General features: G+C 72.8%; 3 protein-coding genes. All 3 read left to right on the plus strand.

The window, feature by feature from the left end:
• Window positions 1-5,850: SDR family NAD(P)-dependent oxidoreductase (locus tag AB0411_RS37385; RefSeq protein ID WP_366421692.1), on the plus strand; the 5,850-nt coding region annotated here is incomplete at its 5' end.
• A gap of 45 nt (window positions 5,851-5,895) precedes the next feature.
• A complete protein-coding gene (locus tag AB0411_RS37390) occupies window positions 5,896-21,702 on the plus strand; it encodes a type I polyketide synthase (protein WP_437044500.1) in 15,807 nt (5,268 codons plus the stop codon).
• 46 nt (window positions 21,703-21,748) lie between these two features.
• Window positions 21,749-21,951 (plus strand): polyketide synthase docking domain-containing protein (locus AB0411_RS37395; protein WP_366421693.1); only part of this gene is annotated, 203 nt, incomplete at its 3' end.

Genomic DNA, 21,951 nt, shown 5'->3' on the forward strand with positions numbered 1-21,951 from the left:
GATGCTGCGGATGGTGCGGGGTTTTCCGAGGGTGTGGGTGTGTTGGTGGTGGAGCGGTTGTCGGATGCGCGGCGTAATGGTCATCGGGTGTTGGCGGTGGTGCGTGGGAGTGCGGTGAATCAGGATGGTGCGTCGAATGGTTTGACGGCGCCGAATGGTCCGTCGCAGCAGCGGGTGATCCGGCAGGCGCTGGCGGGTGCGGGACTGTCGCCGTCGGATGTGGATGTGGTCGAGGCGCACGGGACGGGCACGTCGCTGGGTGATCCGATCGAGGCGCAGGCGTTGCTGGCGACATATGGCCAGGGCCGGGAGGGGGAGCGGCCGTTGTGGCTGGGTTCGGTGAAGTCGAACATCGGGCATACGCAGGCGGCCGCGGGTGTGGCGGGTGTCATCAAGATGGTGCTGGCGTTGCAGCACGGCGTCCTTCCGCAGACCCTGCACGTCGATGAGCCGTCGTCGCATGTGGACTGGACGGCGGGGGAGGTGCGGCTGCTGACCGAGTCGGTGCGGTGGCCGGAGACAGGCCGGCCGCGCCGTGCCGGTGTGTCCTCCTTCGGCATCAGCGGCACCAACGCCCACACGATCCTGGAGGAGGCCCCGTCCGAGGATGCCGGCCCGTTCGAGGACGCCGCCCCCGCCGCGGACGTCGCGCCCGCCGAGGAGGTCCGGACGGCGGCGGAGGAGGCCGCTCCCGCCCCCTGGGTGATCACCGGTAGGACGAGGGCCGCCCTCCGTGCGCAGGCCGCCCGGCTGCTCGCACACGCCGAGAACTTCCCGGCCCTGCGCACCGCCGACGTGGGGCTGTCACTGGCCACCACCCGGTCGGTCATGGAACACCGTGCCGTGGTCCTCGGGACGGACCGGGACGAGTTGCTGCGCGCTCTGGCCGCCGTGGCGGCCGACGAAACCGCGCCGAACGCGGTCACCGGCACGGCAAAGGCGGACGGCCGGCTGGCACTGCTGTTCACGGGCCAGGGCGCACAACGTCTCGGAATGGGCCGGGAATTGTACGACGCGTTCCCGGTCTTCGCGGACTCCTTTGACTCCGTCTGTGCCCACTTCGACAGCGAATTGGCGTCTCCGCTGCGGGGCGTGGTCTTCGGTGAAGAGGCTCTCGGAAATGCCGATGGGGACGCGGAGGCGCTGAACCAGACCCGTTTCACTCAGCCGGCGTTGTTCGCCGTTGAAGTGGCGCTGTTCCGGCTGGTGGAGTCGTTCGGAGTCCGGCCCGATTTCCTGGTGGGGCATTCCATCGGCGAATTGGCGGCCGCTCATGTGGCCGGCGTGCTGTCGCTGGAGGACGCGTGCCGGCTGGTCGCTGCCCGCGGCCGGTTGATGCAGGAATTGCCGGCCGGCGGTGCGATGGTCTCCCTCCAAGCCACCGAGGACGAGGTGTGGCCGCTGCTGGAAGGCCAGGAGCAATGGGTGAGCATCGCCGCGGTGAACGGTCCGCGGTCGACCGTGATTGCCGGTGTGGAACGCGCCGTGGCGGAGATCGCCGGGCGTTTCGAGTCCGCGGGCCGGAAGGTGAAGCGGCTCCAGGTGAGCCATGCCTTCCATTCACCTCTGATGGAGCCGATGCTCGACGCCTTCCGTGCCGTCGCCGAAAGCGTGTCGTACGGGGAACCCCGGATCCCGGTGGTCTCGAACGTCACCGGCACGCTCGCCACGCCGGAGGAACTGACCTCTCCCGATTACTGGGTGCGTCATGTCCGCGGCGCCGTCCGCTTCGCCGACGGAGTCCGGTGGCTGGCGGAGCACGAGGTCACCCGGTTCCTGGAGATCGGCCCCGACGGCACTCTGACCGCCATGGCGCAGGGCTGCTTCGACGCCGACACGGGCCCGGACCGTCTCCTCGTCCCCGCCTTGCGCAAGGACCGCCCCGAGGCGGCCGGACTGCTCACCGCCCTCGCCCAGGTGTTCACCGCCGGGACGCCGCTGACCTGGGAGGCCGCCTTCACCGACGGCGATGCCCGGCGCGTCGGACTGCCGACCTACGCGTTCCAGCGGCACCGCTTCTGGCCCAAGCCGCCCGTCCTGCCGACCGGCGATATCAGCTCGGCGGGTCTCGGCTCGGCGGACCACCCCCTGCTCGGCGCGGCCGTCGAGGTGGCCGGGTCGGACGCCTACCTCTTCACCGGAAGGCTGTCGCTGCACACCCACCCGTGGCTCGGCGACCACGCGGTGACCGGGACCGTCCTGTTCCCCGGCACCGGCTTCCTCGAACTGGCCGTCCGCGCCGCCGACGAGGTGGGCTGCGACCGCGTGGACGAGTTCACCATCGCCGCGCCGCTCGTCCTGCCCGAGCGCGGTGCGGTGCAGTTGCAGCTCGCCGTGGAGCCGTCGGACGAGTCCGGGCGGCGGACGCTGAACCTGTACTCACGGCCGGAGAGCGACCTCGCCGAGCAGCCGTGGGTGCTCCACGCCAGCGGCGTGGTGTCCTCCGGAGCAGCCGCGGATCAGAGCGAGCCGTACGACTTCACCGTCTGGCCGCCGCGCGACGCGGACGCCACCTCGGTCGACGACTTCTACGGTCGTTTCGCCGAGGCCGGGTTCGCCTACGGCCCGGTCTTCCGTGGGCTGCGGGCCGTCTGGCAGCGGGGCGATGAGATCTTCGCCGAGGTCGGACTGCCGGAGGAGCACGACGGGCTGGCCGGCGCGTTCGGTCTGCATCCCGCGCTGCTCGACTCCGCGCTGCACGCGATGATGTTCGTGTCCATGGAGGACGTCGGCCGTGGACGGCTGCCGTTCTCCTGGAACGGGGTTTCCCTGAAGGCCGCCGGAGCCACCGCCCTGCGGGTGCGTCTGGTCCAGGCCGGACCCGAGTCGGTCTCTCTCGAACTGGCCGACCCCACAGGAGGCGTGGTCGCCTCCATCGAGTCGCTGATGCTCCGCCAGGTCTCCGGTGAGCAGGTGAGCGGCGCCGCCGCCTACCACGACGCGCTGTTCCAGGTGGACTGGGTCACCGTGCCGACGCCCACCGCCCCGTCCGACGAGCAGTGGGCGGTCGTCGGGAACATGGCGCTGGCCGTGGCCCTGGACGGCGCCGGCGTACGGGTGGAGGCAACCGACGGCCTGAGCGAGCTCGCCGACGAGACGCCCCCGGTGGTACTCGTCAACGCCACCAGGACGGCGGACCCGTCCGACGCGGCAGCCGGGGCGCACACCGCGGCCCACGACACGCTCGCGCTGCTCCAGAAGTGGCTGGCCGACGACCGCTTCGCGGCCTCCCGGCTGGTCATCCTCACGCACGGCGCAGTGAGCACCTCGGACGCCGACCACCCCGACCCGGCGCAGGCCGCCGTCTGGGGTCTGGTGCGGGCCGCCGGGGTGGAGAACCCGGGCCGGTTCACGCTCCTGGACCTCGACGGCACGGCAGCCTCGATCGCGGCCGTGCCCGGCGCCCTCGCGAGCGCAGAGCCCGAGGCCGCGGTACGGGCGGGCGCGCTGCACGTGCCGCGCCTGGCCCGGGTCGCGTCCACGGAGGCGCTGCGCCGGCCCGACACGGACGGGAGCGGGGACGCCTGGCGGCTCGACATCGCCGACAAGGGCACCCTGGACAACCTGCTCCTGACCGAATGCCCGGACGCGGCAGCCGAGTTGGAGCCCGGACAGGTCCGCGTCGGGGTGCGTGCCGGAGGCGTCAACTTCCGCGATGTGCTCAATGCGCTGGGGATGTACCTCGGTGAGGCCGGCGCACTCGGCAGTGAGGGCGCCGGGGTGGTGCTGGAGGTCGGTCCCGGAGTGCAGGACCTCCGGCCCGGCGACCGGGTGATGGGCATGTTCTTCGGCGCCTTCGGGCCCCTCGCGGTGGCCGACCGCCGGCTGCTGGCCCGCATCCCCGAGGGCTGGTCGTTCGCACAGGCCGCCTCGGTTCCCGTCGTGTTCCTGACGGCGTACTACGCGCTGGTGGAACTCGGCGAGGTGCAGGCGGGCGAATCGGTGCTGGTGCACTCCGCCGCCGGCGGCGTCGGTATGGCCGCCGTGCAGCTGGCCCGGCACCTGGGCGCCGAGGTGTTCGGCACCGCGAGCCCGGGCAAGTGGGAGACGCTGCGGTCGTCGGGTCTGGACGAGGCGCATATCGCGTCCTCACGTGACCTCGACTTCGAGCCGTCCTTCCTCGCCGAGACCGGTGGCCGGGGTGTGGATGTGGTGCTGGACTCCCTGGCGCGGGAGTTCGTGGACGCCTCGCTGCGGCTGCTGCCACGCGGCGGTCGGTTCCTGGAGATGGGCAAGACCGATGTCCGTGACGCGCAGGAGGTCGCGGCCGGCCACGACGGTGTGCGCTACCGGGCATTCGACCTCTGGGAGGCCGGTCCGGACCGGATCGGGGAGATGCTGACCGCCCTCCTCGACCTCTTCGAGAAGGGCGCCCTGCGGCCCCTGCCGGTGACGGCCTGGGACGTACGCCGCGCGCCGGAGGCCTTCCGGCACCTCAGCCAGGCCCGGCACATCGGCAAGGTCGTGCTGACCGTGCCGGCGCCCCTCGATCCGCAGGGCACGGCGCTGGTGACCGGTGGTACGGGAGGCCTGGGCGCGCTGGTGGCCCGGCACCTGGTGACCGAGCACGGAGTGCGCCACCTCCTCCTGGCCAGCCGGCGCGGAGCACGGGCCCCGGGCGTCGACGCACTGCGCGAGGAACTCGCCGCGCTCGGTGCCGAGGTCACCGTCGCCGCCTGCGACAGCGCCGACCGCGAGGCCCTGCGCGGGCTGCTGGACTCGGTACCGGAGCAGCACCCGCTCACCGCGGTCGTGCACACGGCCGGTGTGCTGGACGACGGCGTGCTGTCCTCGCTGACACCGGAGCGGCTGGACACGGTGCTCGCGCCCAAGGTGGACGCGGTGAGCAACCTGCACGAGCTGACCCGGCACGCGGACCTGGCGGCGTTCGTCGTCTTCTCCTCGGTGGCGGGCACGTTCGGCAGCGCCGGGCAGGCCAACTACGCGGCGGCGAACGCCTTCGTGGACGCGCTGGCCTGCCGGCGCGGTGGACTGGGGCTCCCCGCACAGTCGCTGGCATGGGGCGCCTGGGCCCCCGGCGTCGGCATGACGGGCGAACTCGGCGAAGCCGACCTTCAGCGGATGGCCCGCGGCGGCATGCTCGCGCTCACCCCGGAACAGGGGCTCGGCCTGCTCGACACCGCCCGGGACCTGGCCCGGCCGCTGCTGCTCCCGATGAACCTCGACACGGCGCCGCTGCGCGCCCACCCCGAGGCCGTACCGCCGCTGCTGCGCGGCCTGGTCCGGGCACCCGCCCGGCGCCGGACCGCGACCGCCGCCGCGGCGAAGGGAACCGAAGCGGCGCAGGGTCTCGCGGGGCGACTGGCCGCGCTGCCTGCGGCGGACCGCGAACAGCATCTGCTCGACCTGGTCTGCGCGCAGGTGGCCCTCGTCCTCGGACACGGATCCGCCGAGGACATCGAACCCGACCAGGCCTTCAAGGAACTGGGCTTCGACTCGCTGACGGCGGTGGAACTCCGCAACCACCTCAACGCGGCGACCCGGCTCAGACTGCCCGCCACCCTCGTCTTCGACTACCCGACACCGCTCGTCCTGGTCCGCCATGTCCTGGACGAGATCGAGCTGCCCGAGACCTCGGGTGCGCAGCCGATCCTCGGCGAGCTCACCCGCCTGGAGGCGGCACTGGCCGGGGCCACGGTCGGGGACGAGGAACGGGCCGAGATCGCCGGCCGGCTGCGGGCACTGGCCGCGCACTGGCAGGGCGACGGCAAGCAGGAGCAAGGCGCGGATCCGTACGCGGAAAGCGATGAGGATGACGGAGAACTGGCCTCGGCATCGACCGCCGGCGAACTCTTCGACCTCATCGACAAGGAATTGGGAACGTCGTGACCGGACGCGGGGAACCGCTCGGCTCTGTTCGAGGATGTGACGTGGGTGGCTGCTGACGACGAGAAGTACATGGAGTACCTGAAGCGGGTGACGACCGAGCTTCGGCAGACCCGTCGCCAGCTTCGCGAAGCCGAGGGCAGAGACCAGGAGCCCATCGCCATCGTCGCGATGAGCTGCCGCTACCCCGGCAGCGTGCGTACTCCGGAAGACCTGTGGCAGCTGGTCGCCGAAGGGGGAGACGCGGTCTCCGGCTTCCCCGTCGACCGGGGCTGGGACGTCGACGCGGCCTACGATCCGGACCCGGAGAAGCCGGGCTCGATCTATGTGCGCGAAGGCGGCTTCCTCCACGACGCGGGGTACTTCGACCCGGCGTTCTTCGGGATGAGCCCACGGGAGGCGCTGGCCACCGACCCGCAGCAACGGCTGCTGCTCGAAGTGGCCTGGGAGGCCTTCGAACGCGCGGGTATCGACCCGGCGTCGGTGCGCGGCTCCAACGGCGGAGTGTTCGTCGGCGCCGCCACCTCGGGGTACGGCATCGGCGTCGCCGACCTCCCCGAAGGCGTACAAGGGCTGCTCCTCGCCGGGAACGCCACCTCCGTGGCCTCCGGCCGGATCGCCTACACCCTCGGCCTCGAAGGCCCCGCCGTCACGGTCGACACGGCATGCTCCTCATCACTGGTCGCCCTGCACTGGGCGTGCCACGCGCTGCGCCGCGGCGAATGCGATCTGGCGCTGGCCGGCGGGGTCGCCGTGATGTGCACCCCGGCCATGTTCTTCGAGTTCAGCAGGCAGCGCGGCCTGGCCGCCGACGGCCGCTGCAAGCCGTTCTCCGACGACGCGGACGGCACCGGCTGGTCGGAGGGCGCCGGCATGCTGCTCGTCGAGCGGCTGTCCGACGCGCGGAAGAACGGCCATCCGGTGCTGGCCGTCGTCCGGGGCACCGCCATCAACTCCGACGGCGCCTCCAACGGGCTGACCGCCCCCAACGGCCCCTCGCAGCAGCGGGTGATCCGCTCCGCGCTGTCCCGGGCCGGACTCTCGCCGAGCGAGGTCGACGCCGTCGACGCCCACGGCACGGGTACCTCGCTGGGTGACCCCATCGAGGCACAGGCGCTGCTCGCCACCTACGGAAAGGACCGTGCGGACCACGGGCCGTTGCGCCTCGGCTCGCTCAAATCCAACATCGGCCACACCCAGTCGGCGGCCGGCGTCGGCAGCGTCATCAAAATGGTGATGGCCATGCACCACGGGACGCTGCCCAAGTCCCTGCACATCTCCGAGCCGTCCCGCCATATCGAGTGGACGGCCGGCGATGTCGAGCTGCTGACCGAGGCGACGCCATGGCAGCAGGACGGGCGCCCGCGCCGCGCCGGGGTCTCGTCCTTCGGCATCAGCGGAACCAACGCACACGCGATCCTGGAAGAAGCACCGGAGACCGAGGACGCCCCGGCCCCGGCACCGGAGGACGACGGCGCGACCGCCCGAGCGCTCCCCCTCGTGCCCTGGGTGGTGTCCGCCCGCAGCGCGGACGCACTGCGGGCACAAGCGGCACGGTTGCTGACGCGGGTCAAGCGGGACGAGCTGGACCTGACCGATGTCGGCCACTCCCTGACCACCACGCGAACCGCTTTCGAACACCGCGCCGTGGTGCTCGCCGAGGACCGGACCGCGGCCCTGCGAGGACTGGCGGAACTGGCCACCACCGGCATCGGGGGACCCGGCGCCGACGTGGTCGGCGGCCGCACGACGCGCGGTGCCACCGCCTTCCTCTTCACCGGCCAGGGCGCCCAACGCGCAGGAATGGGGCGTGAGGTGTACGCCGCGTTCCCGGCCTTCGCCGCGGCATTCGACGAGACGTGTGCGCTCCTCGACGTCCACCTGGAGCGCCCGCTGCGCGAGGTCGTCTTCGACGACGCCCCCGATGCCGATGCCCTCCACCGGACCGCCTTCACCCAGCCCGCGCTCTTCGCCGTGGAAGTGGCCCTCTACCGGCTGATCGAGTCCTGGGGCCTCAAGCCCAAATTCCTGGTGGGGCATTCCATCGGCGAGTTGACGGCCGCGCACGTGGCGGGCGTGCTGTCGCTGGAGGACGCGTGCCGGCTGGTCGCTGCTCGCGGCCGGCTGATGCAGGCGCTGCCGGCGGGTGGGGCGATGGTGTCGCTTCAGGCGTCGGAGGCGGAGGTGTTGCCGCTGCTGGAGGGACTTGAGCAGCGGGTGAGTGTCGCTGCGGTGAACGGTCCGCAGGCGGTGGTGGTCTCCGGTGAGGAAGCGGTGGTTGCTCAGATCGCCGGGCGATTCGAGGAGCAGGGTCGGAAGGTGAAGCGGCTGCGGGTCAGCCACGCCTTCCACTCGCCGTTGATGGACCCGATGCTGGAGGAGTTCCGCGGAGTCGCGGAGAGCGTGACGTTCGCGGAGCCGCGTATCCCGGTGGTCTCGAATGTGACCGGTGAACTCGCCACGACGGAGCAACTGACGTCGCCCGACTACTGGGTGCGGCACGTGCGGGATGCCGTCCGGTTCGCCGACGGCGTCCGTTGGCTCGCGGAACACGGCGTGACCCGGCTCCTGGAGCTGGGCCCCGGAGGCACCCTGACCGCCATGGCACAGGCCTGCCTCTCGGACGCCGGGGACGAGGACACCGAGCGGGTGTTCCTGCCCTCCCTGCGGGCGAACCGGCCCGAGACCGACTCGCTGATGTCGGCGATGGCCGGCGCCTTCGCGTCGGGCGCACCGTTCGACTGGGCCGCGTACTTCGCGGGCACCGGAGCGCGGCGGGTGGATCTGCCCACCTACGCGTTCCAGCGCGAGCGCTACTGGCTGGAGTCGACGGGCGCCGCTCCCGAGCCGCACGAGCAGTCCGCCGTGGACAGCTGGCGGTACCGGGTGGAGTGGAAGCGGTTGGTGGCGCCGTCGGGTGGGGTGCTGGGCGGCCGTTGGCTTGCGGTGGTGGCCGCGGGTGAGGCGTGGTCCGAGGCCGTGATGGAGGGGCTGTCGGCGTGTGGTGTGGCGACTGAGCGGGTGGAGTGTGTCGCGGGGGAGGTGGACCGGGGACGGTTGGCCGAGCGGGTGCGTGAGGTGGCGGGTGAGGACCCGGTTGCCGGGGTGCTGGTGGTGGGCTGCGCGGATGTGGCGCGTAGTGCCGTGGTGGTGCAGGCGCTGGGGGACGCCGGTGTCGGTGGGCGGGTGTGGCTGGTGACGCGGGGGGCTGTCGCGGTGGGCCGGTCGGACGGTGGTCCGGATCCGGTGGGTGCGGCGGTGTGGGGCCTGGGTCGGGTGGCTGCGCTGGAGTTCCCGGATCGTTGGGGCGGTCTGGTGGATCTTCCGGAGGCCGTGGACCGTAGGGCTCTCGATCGGCTCGTGGGCATATTGGCCGATGCCGGCGAGGATCAGGTTGCGGTGCGGGCATCGGGGGTGTTCGGGCGGCGGCTGGTGCGTGCTCCGGCTCCCTCCGGGGACGCGGCTGGTGGTTGGCAGCCGCGGGGAACGGTGCTGGTCACGGGTGGTACGGGTGCGCTGGGCGCTCGTGTGGCGCGTTGGGTGGCCGAGCGTGGTGCGGACCATGTGGTGCTGACGAGTCGTCGTGGTGGGGAGGCTCCTGGTGCGGTGGAGCTGGAGGCGGAGCTGTCCGGCCTGGGTGTGCAGGTGACGGTGGCGGCGTGCGATGTCACGGATCGGGACGCGGTCGAGGCTCTGCTGTCCGGGTGCACCGTGGATGCGGTGGTGCATGCGGCGGGTGTGGTGGATTCCGTGCCCCTGGACGACGTGGATGCGGAGCACTTCGCTGAGGTCATGGGAGCGAAGGTCTCCGGTGCCGTGGTGCTGGATGAGGTGCTGGGTGACCGTGCACTGGATGCCTTTGTGGTGTTCTCGTCGATCGCTGGTGTGTGGGGGAGTGGCGGTCAGGCGGCGTACGCGGCGGGGAACGCCTTCGTCGAGGGGCTGGTCGAAGCGCGTCGTGCGCGAGGCGCGGTGGGATGTGCGGTGGCGTGGGGTCCGTGGGCCGGTGGGGGGATGGCCGGTGCGGAGGGTGCGGAGGCGCATCTGCTGCGCCGTGGCCTGAGGGCGCTGGATCCGGTCCGGGCGGTGTCGGCTCTGGAGTCGGCTGTCGGCGCGGGTGAGGGTTCGGTGGTCGTGGCGGACGTGGCGTGGGAGCGCTTCGCTCCGGCGTTCACCGGTGCCCGTCCGAGTCCGTTGCTGGAGGACCTGCCGGAGGTGCGGGCAGCGTTGGCTGACGGCGCCGGTGGTGAGGGTTCCGGCGCCGGCGTGGTGCGGGAGCGGTTGTCCGGGCTCTCGGTGGTGGAGCGGGAGCGGGCACTGCTGGACCTGGTGCGTACGCACGCCGCAGCGGTCCTCGGCTACCACAAGCCGGAGTCGCTCGAAGCGCGCTCCGCCTTCCGAGACCTCGGCTTCGACTCGCTGACCGCCGTGGAGCTGCGCGGCCGGTTGAACACCGAAACCGGTCTGCGGCTGCCCACCACCGTCGTCTTCGACTATCCGACGCCGGTCGAGCTGGCGCGCTTCTTGGGCGATGAGCTGTTCGGCACCGGGGCGGATGCGGGACCCGGTCTGCCGGTGCCGGCTTCCGTATCGGACGATCCGGTGGTCATCGTCGGGATGAGCTGCCGGCTTCCCGGCGGGGTCGCCAGTCCTGAGGACCTGTGGCGGCTGGTGGCCGGGGCCGAGGACGCCATCTCCGAGCTTCCTGATGACCGCGGCTGGGACCTCGACGCCCTCTACGACCCCACCCCGGGGCAGCCGGGCAAGAGCTACTCGCGCCACGGCGGATTCGTCGGCGGGGTCGACCAGTTCGACCCGGCGTTCTTCGGTATCAGCCCGCGTGAAGCGGTGGCGATCGACCCGCAGCAGCGACTGCTGCTGGAGACCTCCTGGGAGGCGCTTGAGCGTTCCGGCATTGATCCGCAGACCCTGCGGGGGAGCCGGGCCGGGGTCTTCGTCGGCTCCAACGGCCAGGACTACCCCGCCCTGCTGCTGAGCACTCCGGAGGGACAGGACGGCTATCTCGGTACCGGGAATGCGGCAGCTGTGGTGTCGGGTCGGGTGTCGTATGCGCTGGGTCTGGAGGGACCGGCGGTCACGGTGGACACGGCGTGTTCGTCGTCGCTGGTCGCCTTGCACCTGGCGGTGCAGTCCCTGCGCTCGGGCGAATGCGATCTGGCGCTTGCCGGCGGTGTGACCGTGATGTCGACGCCGGGTGCGTTCATCGAATTCAGCCAGCAGCGCGGCCTTGCCGCTGATGGCCGGTGCAAGGCGTTCTCGGATGCTGCGGACGGCACCGGGTGGGCCGAGGGCGCCGGTGTCCTGGTGGTGGAGCGGCTGTCGGATGCCCGGCGCAACGGGCATCGGGTGCTGGCGGTGGTGCGTGGCAGTGCGGTGAATCAGGATGGTGCGTCGAATGGTTTGACGGCGCCGAACGGTCCGTCGCAGCAGCGGGTGATCCGGCAGGCGCTGGCGGGCGCGGGACTGTCGCCGTCGGACGTGGATGTGGTCGAGGCGCACGGTACGGGCACGTCGCTGGGAGACCCGATCGAGGCGCAGGCGCTGTTGGCCACCTACGGTCAGGATCGGGACGCCGAGCGGCCGTTGTGGCTGGGGTCGGTGAAGTCCAATATCGGGCACACCCAGGCGGCCGCGGGTGCGGCCGGTGTCATCAAGATGGTGCTGGCCCTGCAGCACGGCATCCTGCCGCGGACGCTGCATGTCGATGAGCCGTCGTCGCATGTGGACTGGTCGGCGGGCAATGTGCGGCTGCTCACCGAAGCCGTCGGATGGCCGGAGAGCGGCCGACCGGGTCGGGCGGCTGTCTCTGCCTTTGGCGTCAGTGGCACCAATGCGCATGTGGTGATCGAGCAGGCTCCGGTGGAGGAGAGCGCGGAAGCCGGGCCGGTGGACGTGATCGGGGGTGTGGTGCCGTGGGTGGTGTCGGCGCGGAGCCGGGAGGGGCTGCGGGCGCAGGCGCAGCGGTTGTCGGCGCATGTGGAGGCCCGGCCCGAACTCGGCGTGTCCGAGGTGGGGTTCGCCCTCGCCACGACACGATCCGCCTTCGAGCACCGGGCCGTCGTCCTCGGCACCGAGCGCGGTGCGCTGGTTGACGGACTCAGGGCGCTGGCCACAGGAGGTGAAGCCGCTTCCGTGGTGGGTGCTCTGGCGGCACCCGAAGCGCGCTTGGCTCTCCTGTTCACCGGGCAGGGCGCGCAGCGGCTGGGGATGGGCCGCGAGCTGTATGACACCTTCCCGGCTTTCGCCGATGCTTTCGACTCCGTCTGCGCGTACTTCGACGGCGAGCTGGCAGCTCCGTTGCGGGACGTGGTGTTCGGCGAGGACGCGGAGCAGCTGAACCGGACGGGGTTCACCCAGCCGGCGTTGTTCGCGCTGGAGGTGGCGCTGTTCCGGCTGGTGGAGTCCTTCGGTGTCCGGCCCGACTATCTGGTGGGGCATTCCATCGGCGAATTGGCGGCCGTGCATGTGGCGGGCGTGCTGTCGCTGGAGGACGCGTGCCGGCTGGTCGCGGCGCGCGGTCGCTTGATGCAGGCGCTGCCGGCGGGTGGCGCGATGGTCGCCCTTCAGGCCGCCGAGGACGAGGTGCTGCCGCTGCTGGTGGGCCAGGAGCAGCGGGTGAGCATCGCCGCGGTGAACGGTCCGCGGTCGGTCGTGGTCTCCGGTGACGAGTCCGTGGTCGCGGAGATCGCCGGGCGTTTCGAGTCCGCGGGCCGGAAGGTGAAGCGGCTCCAGGTGAGCCATGCCTTCCACTCGCCGTTGATGGAGCCGATGCTCGACGAGTTCCGTGCCGTCGCGGAGAGCGTGTCGTACGAAGAGCCCCGTATCCCGGTGGTTTCCAATCTGACCGGCGAACTCGCCGCACCACAAGAACTGACGTCCCCCGACTACTGGGTGCGGCATGTGCGCGAGGCCGTCCGCTTCGCCGACGGCATCCGCCTGCTGGCGGAGTACGAGGTCACCCGGTTCCTGGAGATCGGCCCGGACGGCACCCTCACCGCCATGGCGCAGGGCTGCCTCGACGCTGACGTGGACACGGACCAGGTCCTGATCCCCACCCTGCGCGGCGACGACCGTGGCGAGATATCCGCGGTACTCTCCGCGGCCGGGCGCGCATTCGCCCACGGCGTCGCCATCAACTGGCGGACCTTCTTCTCCACCACAGCCACCGAAAGCACAGCGACCGAAAGCACAGCCACCGAAAGCACGGCGACCGAAAGCACCACCACCGCCCCCACCCCCGTAGACCTCCCCACCTACGCCTTCCAACACCAGCGCTACTGGCCCCGGTTCACCGGCCTGCCGGCCGGGGATCTCGGTTCTGCCGGGCTGGTGTCCGCGCAGCACCCCTTGCTGGGTGCTGCTGTCTCCCTGGCCGGCAGCGCGGATGGTGCGGACGGCTTCGAAGGCGCCTGCGGGTCGGCCGAGGCCGGCGCCGTGGTGTTCACGGGGCGGGTGTCCGTCGCCGCGCAGCCCTGGCTCGCCGAGCATGTCGTCTCGGGCTCGATCCTGCTCCCCGGCACCGCCTTCCTGGAGCTGGCCGTCCGCGCCGGCGACCAGGTCGGCTGCGGGACGGTGGAGGAACTCACGCTGCAGGCGCCCCTCGTGGTGCCGGACCGGGGCGCCGTACAGCTCCAGGTGGCCGTCGGGGCCGCGGACGAGACCGGGCGCCGGACGCTGACCGTCCACTCCCGGCCGCAGGATGCGCAGGCCGACCAGCCATGGGTACGCCATGCCGTCGGCGTAGTCGCCACGGACGGCGCGTCGCCCGGGACGGACCTGTCCCAGTGGCCGCCCGCCGGTGCGGAGCGCGTCTCCGTCGACGGGCTGTACGAGGGGCTGACGGCAGCGGGGTTCGGCTACGGTCCGGTCTTCCGTGGTCTGCGGCAGGTATGGAGCCGTGGCGACGAGTTGTTCGCCTCGGTCGAACTTCCGGAGAGCGCCGTCCCCGAGGCGGCCGGCTTCGGGCTGCACCCGGCGCTGCTGGACTCGGTGCTGCACGCGCTCGGACTCGTGGAGCCGGACCGGGCGGACGAGGGCCCGGCGGACCGGGGCCGGGGCAGGCTGCCCTTCTCCTGGTCGGGGGCGACCCTGCACGCGTCCGGCGCGTCGGTGCTGCGTGCCCGGATGTCCGTGAACGGTCCCGACTCGGTCGCGCTGGAGCTGGCCGACGCCTCGGGCGGACCGGTCGCGACGATCGACTCCCTGGTGCTGCGACCGGTGTCGGCCGACGGGATCGCCCGGGCCAAGGCGGGCCTGCAGGACACCACGCTGCACACGATGGACTGGATCCCGCTGCCGGAGCCGTCCGGGGCCGGCGGACCCACCGCGCCCGCGGTACCCGTTGATGCGGTCGTCGACGCGTGCGAGGGCGCCGACGGCCGGCTCGATGTGTCCGCGACCGGCGCGTCCGTGTACCCGGACCTCGCGTCGCTTCCCCGGGACGAGGCTCCCTCCCACGTCCTGCTTCTGCTGGATGCTCCCGACAGTGAACCGGCCGCGGGCGCGCACACCGCGACCCATCGGGTGCTCGCGTTCCTCCAGGCGTGGTTGGCCGACGAGCGGTTCGCCGCGGCCCGGCTGGTCGTCGTCACTCGGGGCGCGGTCACCGTGGACGAACGGCGACCGGATCCGGCGCTCGCCGCCGTCTGGGGGCTCGTCCGGGCGGCGCGTTCGGAGCACCCGGACCGGTTCACGCTGGTCGACCTGGACGGGGCGAGCGAGTCCCTCGCCGTGCTCCCCGCCGCACTCGCCTGCGACGAGCCCGAACTGGCGGTACGCGCCGGGCAGGTGTACGTCCCGAGGCTCAGCAGGCACGTGCGGCCGGATGCGCTGCCGGTGCCCGGGGAGAGCGGGGCGTGGTGCCTGGACATCGCGGACAAGGGCACGCTGGAGAACCTGCACCTCGCCCCATCTCCCACGGCACATGCCGAGTTGGGAGCCGGGCAGGTGCGGATCGCGGTACGTGCCGCCGGTCTGAACTTCCGAGATGTGCTGAACGCACTGGGCATGTACCCGGGTGACGCCGTGGCGCTGGGGATCGAGGGGGCCGGCGTGGTCACCGAGGTCGGTCCGGGAGTGACCGGGCTCTCGCCGGGCGACCGGGTCATGGGGCTCTTCACCCAGTCCTTCGGGCCGCTCGCGGTGGCCGATGCGCGCACCCTCGCCCGGATACCCGAGGGGTGGTCGTTCGCGCAGGCGGCGTCGGTTCCGGTGGTGTTCCTGACGGCCTACTACGCGTTGGTGGACCTGGGGGGTCTGCAGGCGGGCGAATCGGTGCTGGTGCATGCCGCCGCCGGCGGCGTCGGTATGGCCGCGGTGCAGTTGGCGCGGCATCTGGGTGCGGAGGTGTTCGGTACCGCGAGCCCGGGGAAGTGGGACACCCTGCGCGGCTCGGGTCTGGATGAGGCGCATATCGCTTCGTCGCGTGATCTGGATTTCGAGGAGTCGTTCCTGGCGTCGACCGGTGGCCGGGGTGTGGATGTGGTGCTGGACTCCCTGGCGCGGGAGTTCGTGGACGCGTCGCTGCGGCTGCTGCCGCGGGGCGGTCGGTTCCTGGAGATGGGCAAGACCGACGTCCGTGACGCGCAGGAGGTCGCCGCCGCACACGAGGGAGTGCGCTACCAGGCGTTCGATCTCTTCGACGCCGGTCCGGAGCGGATCGGGGAGATGCTGACCGCCCTCGTCGCCCTCTTCGAACGGGGTGCGCTGCGGCCCCTGCCGCTCACCGCGTGGGACGTGCGCAAGGCGCCCGAGGCGTTCCGTTACCTCAGCCAGGCCAAGAACGTCGGCAAGGTCGTGCTGACGATGCCGGTTCCGCTCGATGCGGAGGGAACGGTCCTGGTCACGGGCGGGACAGGTGGCCTGGGCGCGCTGGTGGCGCGGCATCTGGTGGCCGAGCACGGGGTACGCCATCTGCTGCTGTCCAGTCGTCGGGGGCCGCGGGCTCCCGGCGTCGACGCACTGCGCGAGGAACTCGCCGCGCTCGGTGCCGAGGTCACCGTCGCCGCCTGCGACATCGCGGACGGCGAGGCACTGCGCGGGCTACTGGACTCGGTACCGGAGCAGCACCCGCTCACCGCCATCGTGCACACGGCCGGTGTGCTGGACGACGGTGTGCTGTCCTCGCTGACACCGGAGCGGCTGGACACGGTGCTCGCGCCCAAGGCGGACGCGGTGCGCAACCTGCACGAGCTGACCCGGCACGCGGACCTGGCGGCGTTCGTCGTCTTCTCCTCGGTCGCCGGCATGTTCGGCGGCTCGGGGCAGGGCAACTACTCGGCGGCGAATGCCTTCCTGGACGCGTTCGCCCAGGCCAGGCAGGGGGCGGGGCTGCCCGCCACCGCACTCGCCTGGGGCCCGTGGGCTCCCGGCGCGGGGATGACCGGCGCGCTGGCGGAGGCCGATCTGCAGCGTATGGCGCGCGGCGGCATGGTGCCGTTCACGGCCGAGCAGGGCATGGCGGCGTTCGACGCCGCGTTCCGTACGGCCGAAGCGGTGTACGCCCCCGTGCGGCTCGACCACGCGGCGCTGCGGGCGCCGCATTCCGCGCCGCCGGCCCTGCTGCGCGGACTGGTGACCGGGTCCGCCCGGCGCTCGGCCGCGTCTTCGGCCACCGGTGACGCCGCGGACAACCTGCGTTCCGGGCTGGCCGCGCTGCCGCCCGCCGAGCGGGAACCCGCGGTGCTGGAACTGGTCCGGGCGCAGGCGGCGCTCGTGCTCGGGCACGCCGGCCCCGAAGCGGTCGAACCGGCACGGGACTTCCGCGGCCTGGGCATCGACTCGCTGACCGCCGTCGAGCTGCGCAACCGGCTGGGCGCCGCGACCGGACTGCGGCTGCCGGCGACGCTCGTCTTCGACTACCCGTCGCCGGTGGCGCTGGCCCGCCATGTGTGCAGCGAACTGTTCGGGGACGACGAGGCCGCTGCCGCCCCGGTGGCTGTGGCCGGCCGTCCGGCGACCGGCGAGGAGGAGCTCGCCGTCGTCGCCATGAGCTGCCGGTTCCCCGGTGGGGCGGGCAGTCCCGAGGAGTTCTGGCGGCTGCTGGCCGACGGCGTGGACGCGCTGTCGCCCCTGCCGGCCGACCGGGGCTGGCAGACCGGTGACGACGCCTCCCGCGTCGAGGGCGGATTCCTCTACGACAGCGGTGACTTCGACGCGGACTTCTTCGGCATCTCGCCGCGGGAGGCGGTCACCATGGACCCGCAGCAGCGGCTGCTGCTGGAAATCTCCTGGGAGGCACTGGAGCGGGCCGGCATCGACCCGGCGGCGCTGCGCGGCAGCCGCACCGGGGTGTTCGCGGGCACGAACTACCAGGGCTACGGCTCGGCGGCCCACACGCTGCCCGAGGGCACCGAGGGACAGTTGCTCACCGGCCATGCCACCAGCGTGACGTCCGGCCGGGTCTCCTACGCCCTCGGTCTCGAAGGCCCCGCCGTCACCGTCGACACGGCCTGTTCGTCGTCGCTGGTGGCGCTGCATCTCGCCGCCCAGGCCCTGCGGCTGGGGGAGTGCGATCTCGCCCTCGCGGGCGGGGTGACGGTGATGGCCACCCCCGGTGCCTTCGTGGAGTTCGGGCGGCAGGGCGGACTGGCCGGCGACGGGCGGTGCAAGGCCTTCTCCGACGACGCGGACGGCACCGGCTGGGGCGAGGGCGCGGGCATCGTCCTCGTCGAGCGGCTCTCCGACGCGCGGCGCAACGGGCATCCGGTGCTCGCCGTGCTCCGTGGCTCCGCGGTCAACCAGGACGGCGCGTCGAACGGTCTGACCGCCCCCAACGGCCCCTCCCAGCAGCGGGTCATCCGGGCCGCGCTCGCCAACGCCGGGCTCGACGCCCACGAGGTGGACGCGGTCGAGGCACATGGCACCGGGACCTCGCTGGGCGATCCGATCGAGGCGCAGGCGCTGTTGGCCACCTACGGTCAGGATCGGGACGCCGAGCGGCCGTTGTGGCTGGGGTCGGTGAAGTCCAACATCGGGCACACCCAGGCCGCCGCCGGCATCGCCGGTGTGATCAAGATGGTGCTGGCGCTCCAGAAGGGCGTCCTGCCCCGCACGCTGCACGTCGGCGAGCCGTCCTCGCACGTCGACTGGTCGGCGGGTGAGGTGCGGCTGCTGACCCGGGCCGTGGAGTGGCCGCAGTGCGAACTGCCGCGCCGGGCCGCGGTGTCCTCGTTCGGGATCAGCGGCACCAATGCGCATGTGGTGCTCGAACAGTACGGGGCGGTCGACGGCGGGCCGGAGGGAGCCATCGAGCTGGACGGCGCCGCGCCCGCCGGTGCCGCGCGGGCCGGGGACGACGGGGCCGGCGACCTGCCGGGACCCGTGGTCTGGCCGCTGTCCGCCCGCTCCGCCGCCGCACTCCGCGACCAGGCGAAGCGGCTGCGCGCCCACCTCACCGACCGACCGGACCTGCCGGTACGCGACATCGGGTACTCGCTCGCCACCACCCGGGCCGCCTTCGACCACCGCGCGGCGCTGGTCGCCGAGGACCGGGACGCGTTCCTGACGGGCCTTGCCGCGCTGGCCCGCGGGGAGGACCCGGCGGAGCTGGTGCGCGGGCGCGCGGACACCGGCGGGAAGCTCGCCTTCCTGTTCAGCGGCCAGGGATCCCAGCGCGCCGGCATGGGACGCGAGCTCTACGAGAGGTTCCCCGCGTATGCCACGGCCTTCGACGAGGTCTGTGCGGAGTTCGACCGCCACCTCGAACGGCCGCTGCGCGAACTCGTCTTCGCGGACGAGGGCACGCCCGAGGCCGTGCTGCTCGATCGCACCGCCTACACGCAGCCCGCGCTGTTCGCGGTGGGAACGGCGCTCCATGCGCTCGTCGCCTCGTGGGGTGTCAGGCCCGATGTCCTGATCGGCCACTCCATCGGCGAGCTGACCGCCGCGCATGTGGCCGGCGTGCTGGCCCTGGAGGACGCGTGCCGTCTGGTCGCCGCCCGTGGCCGGCTGATGCAGGCACTGCCCGAAGGCGGCGCCATGATCGCCGTACAGGCCGCCGAGGAAGAGGTCCGGCCCCTTCTGGAGGGCCTGGCGGACCGGGCCGGGATCGCCGCGGTGAACGGGCCGTCGGCCGTCGTCGTCTCCGGTGAGCAGGAAGCGGTCACCGAGATCGCCGGACAGCTGGCCGAGCGCGGGCGAAAGACTAGGCGTTTGCGGGTCAGCCATGCGTTTCACTCTCCACTGATGGACACGATGCTGGCCGAGTTCGGGGAGATCGCGCGGGGTGTGCGCTACGCACCGCCGCGCCTGCCCGTCATCTCCAACCTCACCGGGGAACCGGCGGCCGACGCCGACCTGACCTCGCCCGACTACTGGGTGCGGCATGTCCGCGAGGCCGTCCGCTTCTGCGACGGCATCCGCCGGCTGGAGGCCGACGGCGTACGGACGTATCTGGAGCTGGGGCCCGACGGCGCCCTTGCCGCCACGGCATGGGAGAGCCTGCGCGAACCCGGCGAGGAAGCCGCCGCGCTGCCCGTCCTGCGGCGCGACCGGCCCGAGGTGCGCAGCGCCCTGCTGGCCGCGGCGCACCTGCACGTACGCGGTCTCGGCGCGGGTCCCGCCGCGCTGTACGGCGAGGGCGCGCGCCGTGTCGAGCTGCCCACCTACGCCTTCCAGCGCCGTCGGTACTGGCTGGAGCCGGCCGGCCCGCAGGCCGGGGCCGAGGCGGCGCAGACGGTGGACGACCAGTTCTGGGCCGCAGTGGAACAGGCCGACCCGGGCGAGCTGGCCGAGCGGCTCCACCTGGCCGGTGACGCTCCGCTGAGCGAGGTACTGCCCGCGCTGTCCTCGTGGCGCCACCAGCAGCGCGAACGCACCGTCGCCGACGGCTGGGAATACCGGGTCGCCTGGCGGCCGGCCGGCGACGCCCCGGCTCCCGTGCTGTCCGGCACCTGGCTGCTCGCCCACCCGGCGGGCCGCGGCGGCCGGGCCCGGGAGGCGGCGATCGCGGCCGGGCTCACGGCCCATGGGGCCGCCGGGGTGGTCCCGTTCGAGGTCGACTGCGGTCGCGCCGACCGCAAGTCGCTCGCCGACCAACTGGGCGCGCTGCTGGAGGAGTCGGGACCCGTGGACGGGGTGCTGTCCCTGCTGGGCACCGACGAGGAACCGCACGGCAGCCAGCCCGCCACGCCCGGTGGACTCGCCGCGACCATGGCCCTCGTCCAGGCCCTCGACGACCTGGGCACCGGCGCGCCCCTGTGGTGCGCGACCACCGGGGCCGTCGCGGTGCAGGAGCGCGAGGCAGTCCCGTCCCCCGTGCAGGCCGCGATCTGGGGCTTCGGACGGGTCGCCGCGCTGGAGCAGCCGCAGAGCTGGGGCGGTCTGATCGATCTGCCCGCGGTGCCCGACGAGCGGGCCGTGGAGCGGCTGTGCGCGGTCCTGGAGGCCGGGCGGGACGAGGACCAGGTCGCCGTCCGCGGCTCGGGTGTGTTCGTCCGGCGACTGGTCCGGGCCCAGGCCCCGGACTCCGCCGGGCGCGGCACCGACGAGCCGTGGGCCTGCACCGGAACCGTCCTGGTCACCGGAGGCACCGGAGCGATCGGCGCACACGTGGCCCGCCGGCTGGCCGACCGGGGCGCCGCGCACCTGATTCTGGCGGGGCGGCGCGGCGCGCGGGCCGAGGGCGCGGCCGAGCTGCGGGCCGAACTGACCGCCCGGGGCACCCGGGTGACGCTCGCCGCCTGCGATGTCGCCGACCGTGAGGCGTTGGCGCGGCTGCTCGCCGAGCACCCCGTCGACGCGGTGTTCCATGCCGCGGGCGTGCTCGACGACGGACTGATCGCCGGGCTCGACGGGGCCCGCCTGGACGCCGTGCTGCGGTCCAAGATGGCGGCCGCGACGCATCTGCACGAGCTGACCGACGGCCTTTCGGCGTTCGTGCTGTTCTCGTCCTTCGCCGGTACGGCGGGGGCGACCGGCCAGGCCAACTACGCCGCCGCCAACGCCTACTTGGATGCCCTCGCCGAGCACCGGCAGGCTCTCGGCCTGCCGGCCACCTCCCTCGCCTGGGGCCCGTGGGCCGGCGCCGGCATGGCGTCCGGCACCGCGGGCGACGAGCAGTTGGCCGAGCGCCTCAGCCGCGGCGGTATGGGCACGCTCGACCCGCGGCTCGCGGTCGACGCGCTGGAACGGGCCCTCACCCGTGGCCACACCACGCTGACCGTGGCCGATGTGGACTGGGCGCGGTTCGTCCCCGGCTTCGCCTCGGTGCGGCCCAGCGCGCTGTTCTGCGACCTTCCGGAGGCCCGGCGGGCGGCCCCGGAGCGCGAGTCCGCGGACGGCGGCGGGCAGGGCGGTCTCCCGGCGCTGCGCGCGCAGCTGGCCGGGCGGAGCGAGCCGGACCAGGAACGGGTCCTGGTCGCCCTCGTCCGCACCCATGTCGCCGGTGTCCTCGGGCACGACTCCGTGGACGCGATCGACCCGAAGCGGGCGTTCAGCGAGCTGGGCTTCGACTCGCTCATGGCCGTCGAGCTGCGCAACCGGCTCGGCCTCGCCACCGGCACCCAGCTGCCCGCCACGCTGCTGTTCGACCACCCGACCGCCGCGGCCCTCGCCCGTCACCTGCGCACGCAGGTCGTGGCGGGGGACACGGCCGGGGCGCGGCCCGCGCTCGCCGAGCTGGACCGGCTGGAGGACCTGCTCGCCGAGGTGGCGCAGGACGATCCACAGCGGGCCAGGATCGCCTCCCGGTTGCAGACGCTGCTCGCGAAGTGGCACGAGCGGGAGGTCCCCGAGGCGGAGGCGACGGACGAGGCCGGGGTGAGCGACCGGATCAACTCCGCCACCGCGGACGAGATCTTCGACTTCATCGACAACGACCTCGGCATGTCATGACACGCCGACCGCACGACCCCCGGAACCGCCACGTGGATGAGGGTGCATGAACGAACAGAAGCTCCTCGAGTACCTCAAGAAGGTCACCCACGACCTCCACCAGACCCGCCAGCGCCTCCAGGACGTGGAGGCCGGGCGCCAGGAACCGGTGGCGATCGTGGCGATGAGCTGCCGTTTTCCCGGTGGGGTGGGTTCGCCGGAGGAGTTCTGGCGGCTGCTTGCGGGCGGGGTGGACGCGATCGGTGAGTG

It is taken from the genome of Streptomyces angustmyceticus (assembly GCF_040701845.1).
Classification (GTDB): domain Bacteria; phylum Actinomycetota; class Actinomycetes; order Streptomycetales; family Streptomycetaceae; genus Streptomyces; species Streptomyces angustmyceticus_A.